Origin of the sequence: Clostridium sp. Cult2, from assembly GCF_021655075.1 — a bacterium.
Lineage (GTDB): Bacteria > Bacillota > Clostridia > Tissierellales > Tepidimicrobiaceae > Schnuerera.
This window is the reverse complement of the sequence record NZ_PPXX01000083.1, coordinates 21,436-28,066: the sequence shown is the minus strand read 5'-3', so window position 1 is coordinate 28,066 and position 6,631 is coordinate 21,436. Positions and strand designations below refer to the sequence as shown.

General features: G+C 29.7%; 6 protein-coding genes, 1 tRNA gene and 1 pseudogene. 6 read left to right on the top strand and 2 right to left on the bottom strand.

Going from position 1 to position 6,631, the window contains the following annotated elements; genetic code table 11:
* Positions 1–206 (top strand): annotated as a pseudogene (locus C3E90_RS08700) (metallophosphoesterase); the annotation flags it as partial.
* A 76-nt stretch (positions 207–282) separates the two neighbouring features.
* Positions 283–359, top strand: a tRNA-Arg gene (locus C3E90_RS08695).
* Positions 360–524: 165 nt separating this feature from the next.
* Here the strand turns inward: C3E90_RS08695 and C3E90_RS13330 are convergent.
* On the bottom strand, positions 525–647 hold the full coding sequence (locus C3E90_RS13330; RefSeq protein WP_272879105.1) for a hypothetical protein: 123 nt from the start codon (positions 645–647) through the stop codon (positions 525–527).
* Positions 648–1,057: 410 nt separating this feature from the next.
* Between C3E90_RS13330 and C3E90_RS08690 the strand changes: the two genes are divergently transcribed.
* From C3E90_RS08690 to C3E90_RS08675, 4 genes are read left to right on the top strand one after another with little or no spacing between them, the layout of a single operon-like run.
* A complete protein-coding gene (locus tag C3E90_RS08690; protein ID WP_236915246.1) occupies positions 1,058–2,359 on the top strand; it encodes a cytosine permease in 1,302 nt (433 codons plus the stop codon).
* 22 nt (positions 2,360–2,381) lie between these two features.
* The gene (locus C3E90_RS08685) at positions 2,382–3,197 is read left to right on the top strand and encodes a nitrilase-related carbon-nitrogen hydrolase (protein WP_236915245.1); all 816 of its coding nucleotides are present in this window, start codon (positions 2,382–2,384) and stop codon (positions 3,195–3,197) included.
* A 16-nt stretch (positions 3,198–3,213) separates the two neighbouring features.
* The gene (locus tag C3E90_RS08680) at positions 3,214–4,146 is read left to right on the top strand and encodes a DUF1177 domain-containing protein (protein WP_236915244.1); all 933 of its coding nucleotides are present in this window, start codon (positions 3,214–3,216) and stop codon (positions 4,144–4,146) included.
* A 26-nt stretch (positions 4,147–4,172) separates the two neighbouring features.
* Positions 4,173–4,844, top strand: coding sequence for an AroM family protein (locus C3E90_RS08675; protein WP_236915243.1), 672 nt, complete (start codon positions 4,173–4,175; stop codon positions 4,842–4,844).
* 26 nt (positions 4,845–4,870) lie between these two features.
* Here C3E90_RS08675 and C3E90_RS08670 read toward each other — a convergent pair whose 3' ends face one another.
* Positions 4,871–6,487 (bottom strand): PucR family transcriptional regulator, encoded by a 1,617-nt coding sequence (locus C3E90_RS08670; protein ID WP_236915242.1) that lies wholly within the window; start codon positions 6,485–6,487, stop codon positions 4,871–4,873.
* Between the last annotated feature and the right edge of the window lie 144 nt (positions 6,488–6,631).

The following is a 6,631-nucleotide window of genomic DNA, read 5'->3' as shown; positions in this document are numbered from 1 at the left end:
ATACCCATGGGGGGCAAGTAAGACTACCTATAATAGGGGCAATCATATCACCAGGTCAAGGGCTTTTTCCTAAATTTGATAAAGGAGTTTTTAAAATAAATAAAACCATTCTATATATAGATAGTGGTTTAGGAAATAGTATATTACCGATTAGATTTTTTAACAGAGTACAAATAAGTAATATAACTATTAATCCAGGTCAGTAGATAATTCTTTGACACACTGTAAAAGTTAACTTGACCATATCCTAAATTACATCTATAATATTAATAGAATATATAAGCACCCTTAGCTCAGCTGGATAGAGTCGCTGACTTCGAATCAGTTGGTCGGGGGTTCGAATCCCTCAGGGTGCGCCATATATTAAACCTTGTAATCGTAATGGTTACAAGGTTTTATTATGCTTACAAAAAATATGAAAACTTTCAAAGAAATATAACCTATGACATAGCAAAAAAACAGCAGAAACATAAGTCTTTTTTAGGAATAAAAAATCGGGGACGAGCCCCGATTAGTGCAATAGTTTAGCATCTTCTACCGAATCCACCAAACATGTCGCAATTACAGAAAAGAACTACTAGTAACAAGAAAAAGAATAGTAATGAACTGTCATTTTCACAACCTTTTCTACCTAATAAGTCATTCATAGTAGGCACCTCCTATGCATTGTTAGAATAGGCTAAATACGTTAAATGAGGTTTATTAAGAAAATTCCTAAGGCAGAGGTAATTTTCAATGGCTTAATATATATTATGAAAAATGTAACAGAGTGTTAATATTTTTAGTTAATTATTTTGGTTATGCAAAATTTAGATTCGAATTTCCATCGTAGGATAATTATAATTTAATTGAAGAATTGTACCCGCGTTGCAACTATAGTTTCATTTCTATAATATGTTATTTCAATATGTAGTTTTGAATCCCCTCTTATATGCATTTTGTACATGACTTTAGCAAAATAATGTGCAACTGGACAGATAATTGAAGAAGAAAAAAATAGTATAATATTGATTAAAGATTTGCAATATTCTAATTATAAATCATAAGGAGTGATACTATGGAAAACACCAAGTTAGACAAAATTTTTCAAGATTATGGCGTTGAACCTGTTCCTGAAAATGAGACCAAGAATTGGCTCTCTATGGGACTTATTTGGTCAGGAGTAGGAATAAGTCTAGGGTTGCTCATGACTGGTGGAGCCCTTGGAGATGGACTTTCATTTAGACAATCAATTACAGCAGCAATTATTGGTGGGTTGGTTTTAGCATTAGTTACAATACTCTGTGGAATAGTTGGGGCAAACACTAAATTATCAACTGCCATGATTAGTCGATTTACATTTGGTGAAAAGGCAGTATTGTTAATTGCACTAATTCAAGCATTTGGTTCCTATGGATGGTTTGGAGTTCAATTAGGATTGTTTGGCAAGACAGCAGCTACAGCTTTCGATATAGCTATAGGCTATAGCCCAAATGTAACACTTTTAATAATAATAGGTGGAATACTAATGATTATTACTGCTACTATTGGATATAGGGGATTGGATTTGCTAAGCAAAATAGCTGTTCCACTATTAATTATTTTAATGTTTGGTTCCTTATTTAAAGTCTTACAAAGTTTTTCTATGAATGAAGTTATTAATTTACAAAGTTCTGGAGAGCCTATTTCTGTTGGTATGGCTGCTTCTATGGTAATAAGCTCTTTTGTAGTTGGTGCAGTTGTAGCTCCAGACGTATCTAGATATGCTAAATCAGCTAAGGATACTATTGGTGCTGCTATATTAGCTTTCGTAATAGTAGTTCCTTTAGTTATACTAATAGGTGCTATCATGGCCCAAGCAGCAGGAACATGGGATATAGTAGATATTATGTTAAAATTAGGATGGGGATTAATAGCCTTATTAGTACTTCTATTGGCGCAATGGACATCTAACGATAATAACCTTTATTGTTCTGCCCTAGGATTTGCAGTAGTATTTAAAAAGTTGAAAAAATGGCAACTATCTCTTTTATCAGGTTCTCTAGGGATAATTCTTGCAATATTTGGAATATATGATAATTTTATATCCTGGCTAATAGTATTAGGAGTATTGATTCCACCAATGAGAGGAGTTATTGCTGCTGACTACTATCTAAAAAACAAAAAATACTATGATGTAATTTATATACAAAATTTAAAAGATTGGAGAGTAGAATCTTTCATTTCTTGGATAGTTGGTTCTGTAGTTTCTTTTATAACTAGCAATGGTTTATTAACTTTAACAACAGTTCCTGCACTAGACGGTTTTATAATTGCTGGATTATTACAATATATCTTATTAGTAACGAGATATAAAGATCAATTTATAATAAATGACTAGTTTTAAAGGAGGTCAAAATCATATGAGAAATGTAAAATTAGCATTAGTACAATTTGATAGTAAAATGAAGGATGTTAAACACAATGTAGGAAAAGCTCTTAATTTTATTAAAAATGCGGGAAAGGAGAAAGCTGATCTAATAGTATTTCCAGAATTATTTACTACTGGGTATAATGTAAACATTATAAAGTATGATTATTATGATCTGGCTGAAAACATAGAAGGGTATACAATAAAAACCTTATCTGAAGCAGCAAAGGAAAACAACATAAATATAGTTGCTCCTATAGCTCTAAATAAAGGTGTATATGGAATAGTTTATAATAGTGCTGTAGTAATAAATAGAGAAGGTAATGTAGTAGGTATCTATGATAAGACTCATCTATGGGCTGGAGATATGTTTTACTTTAAATCTGGAGATAACTATCCTGTATTTGACCTTGATTTTGGGAAAGTTGGTATAATGATATGTTATGATGGAGGTTTCCCAGAAGTTTCAAGGATGTTAGCATTAAAGGGAGCTGAATTAATCTTATGTCCATCGGCTTTTCCTATTTGGGATAAAGACATGTGGGATATATACTTCAAATCGAGAGCACTAGAAAATGTCTGTTTTGTTGCTGGAATTAATAGGGTTGGTTTAGAAGATGATTTAGACATGTTTGGTAACAATAAAGTTTGTAATCCTAGAGGTAAAGTATTACTAGAAGGAAGTATGAATATTGAAGAGATGCAGACAATTGAAATTAATCTAGATGAAATAAAAGAATTCAGAAAAGTAGTTCCATATTTAAAAGATAGAAAGCCTGGATCCTATAAGATACTGACCTTTAAATAATCAGGAGGTGAAATAGTTGATATTAAAACAAATAATTGAGCTATTTGATCTATTAGACAATCCTGCAATTGATGGAATAAAAGTAAGGACATTTTTTGAAAAAAGAGGTCTTGAGGATATAAAAGTAGAGAGAGTAAAAGGAGCTAAAGGATATACAGATTTTATTAAAATTACTATCCCAGGCACCCAAGGTAAAACTGAGGGAGGACAAGCCCCTACATTGGGTATAGTAGGGAGATTAGGGGGAATAGGTGCTAGGCCTAGTAGGATGGGTTTTGTATCTGATGGGGATGGAGCATTAGCAGCGTTATCTGTCGCTTTAAAGTTAGCAGAGATGAAAAATAATAATGAAAGATTGTTAGGAGATGTTATTATAGCAACTCACATATGTCCTAATGCACCTATTAAAGAGCATTATCCAGTACCTTTTATGGATTCTCCAGTGGATATGGAAACCATGAACAAATTAGAGGTTTCTGAGGAAATGGATGCTATTTTATCAATAGATACAACGAAGGGTAATAATGTAATCAATTACAAAGGTTTTGCTATTAGCCCAACAGTAAAAGAAGGGTATATACTAAGGACAAGTGAAGATCTTTTGAGAATTATGTCAGCTACAACTGGCAAGCTTCCAGTTGCGTTTCCATTAACCCAACAGGATATAACACCTTATGGAAACGGACTATATCATATTAATAGTATTTTACAACCGTCAGTAGCAACCAAGTCTCCTGTTGTTGGTGTAGCAATAACCACAGAAACTCCAGTTGGGGGTTGTTATACTGGTGCAACACATTTTATTGATATAGAAAATGCAGCAAGGTTTTCTTTAGAAGTAGCAAAGGAATATTCAAACAATAATTGTAGTTTTTATGATAAAGGGGAGTATGCTAGAATAATTAAATTGTATGGAAGTTTAAATAGATTTCAAACTCATGGTAATTAATATTATATTAAGGAGAATAGGTATAAATGAATTCTAAAATAGGATTTATTACTATTGGTCAATCTCCAAGGATAGATCTAATACCAGACATAAAGAAATTATTAAATCCTGATATTGACATACTTGAAATGGGGATATTAGATGATTATGACTATGGAGAAGCTAGTGAAAAGTTTAAACCAGATAATGGTGATGCAGTGCTTGTTAGCCGTATGCGTGATGGTCAGCAAATAAAATTAGGTAAAAAAAAGATAATACCATTAATACAAAAATCTATCGATTATATGAATAAAATAGAAGTGGATTTAATAATACTTCTATGTACAGGTCAATTTCCTCTATTTAATAGTAAAGTGTTATTAATAGAGCCTCAGCAACTAGTCCATTCATTGGTTGAGGAAATAACTTTAAATAGAAATGTTGTAATTATAGTACCAGATGAGGAACAATTGACAGTTGCTGAAAAAGTTTGGAGGAAAAGAAAGATTAAATTTATTTTAAGGGTTGCATCACCATATATTAATAATGAAGAGATTGAAAAGGTAGCTTTAAATTTAATAAATGAAGATATTAGTTTAGTATATATGGATTGTATGGGGTATTCAATAGATATGAAAGAAAGGGTTGGCAAAATATTGAAAAAACCAGTTCTAATACCTCGTACATTAATTGCTAGTATATCCAATGAATTAATATAATTGAGAAAGAATTCCTATTATTATGTTTAATAATAGGAATTCTTGTTTACGGACAATACTTCGTGAATCTTTACACCTAGTTGCAATAATAGCTTTGTATCAGCATTATTGAAATCTTGATTAATAATTTCCTCAATTTTTTTTATTTTGTTATATAGAGTATTTCTGTGGATAAATAATTTACTAGCAGTTTCCATTATATTATAGTTATTTTCTATTAAGGTAGATAATGTTTCAATCATATCTCCGTCTTCCTCTTTATCATATTGTTCTAATTTTAAAATTGTATTATTATAAATTCTTATTACAATTGGGTTATTAATAATGCTAATGACAAAATGATATAGAATTATATCGTCATAATATAAAATTCTATCTTCACTTTTATAAAACTGAGAGCCAATTTGCAAACTAAAAATGGCATCATTGTATGCAAATTTTAATTGTCCTAAATTTTCATAAGCCCTGCTAATTCCAATGTTAAAATCATACCTTAAGAACTGGAATTTCAAGTTTTTCAATAGGTTTTCAAACTTGTTCTTTATCTTTGAATTTGGTTCATTGCCTTTTCTATGGATGGATATAACTTTATTGGTATGATAAAAAAATAAATTTTGCTCAAAATATCTACTAGCAACTTCTAAGATTAAGTTTATATCTTTTTGTGAGCTATGGGTCTTTTTATCGAATTTAGTATTGTCTATTACTTCTAGTATCCAAATAAAATTACTACTATAATATTCTAAATTGTAAAATCCACTTTCTCTAATAATGGTAGCTTCATCATCATACATTCCTAATACTAAGCCTTTGATAAATTCATCTTTTGGCCTTCTTAGAATAAACTCATTCTTCTGGTGACTCATAATTGCTATTGATAGATATGGGATTAAGTTCATGATTATTTTATTTATAAAAGAATCTGAAATATTATTTAAAGTGGTAAATAAATAACCCAGTAAACAATGGCCTATTTGCAGTTTGTTTACAATGATTTTTTGATTTCTATATTGAAAACAAGAATAGTTATTACTTAATTGAATAATATCTTTATTTGATTTAATAAAGTTAGATAAATTTTCTATAATTGACTCATCAAAAATATTAGCATAGCTTATCCAGTTTAGGACATCTAAATCTTCGGATAAAAGTGTTATTGGCGTTCCAATATAGATGTGTAGTAGATTCATTATATTTTCAGTAGTACAAAGGGCATCTTCATATAAATTACTTAAATCAGTTCTAAATTTATTTAGAATTTCGTCACTTACACTATCAATATTATCATCAATTAAATGAACAAAATTAACATAGCTCAAATGCCCTTTAATGAAAATAATAGGACATGAAAACTTGCTTAGGAATAGATCTTTTTTTTCATCTTTTTTATCATTATTCCAGTCTATAATAATTAGTAATCTTGCATCTATTTCATCATAAATCCTACAGAATTTATCTATAATATTTTGATAATTGAAGATAAATAATATAAGAACCTTATTTGATGCATTATTTTTTTTAATTTTAAGGCCATTAATTACTATACAATTAGATGGCAATATTTCAATATCTTCATTACAGTTGTAGCTAATAAAAGGTATATTAATTTCTTTCAATTTGGATTCTAATTGGCTAAACTTCATGCTTACCTCCCTAGTGTTTATAATTGATGAATTGATACTTACCTTTAATACAACTTAATAATACATTTATTATCATAATATTTACACATTACTATTAATTTATCATTTATTTTAATCTAACTCAATATATTCACTGTTATAATT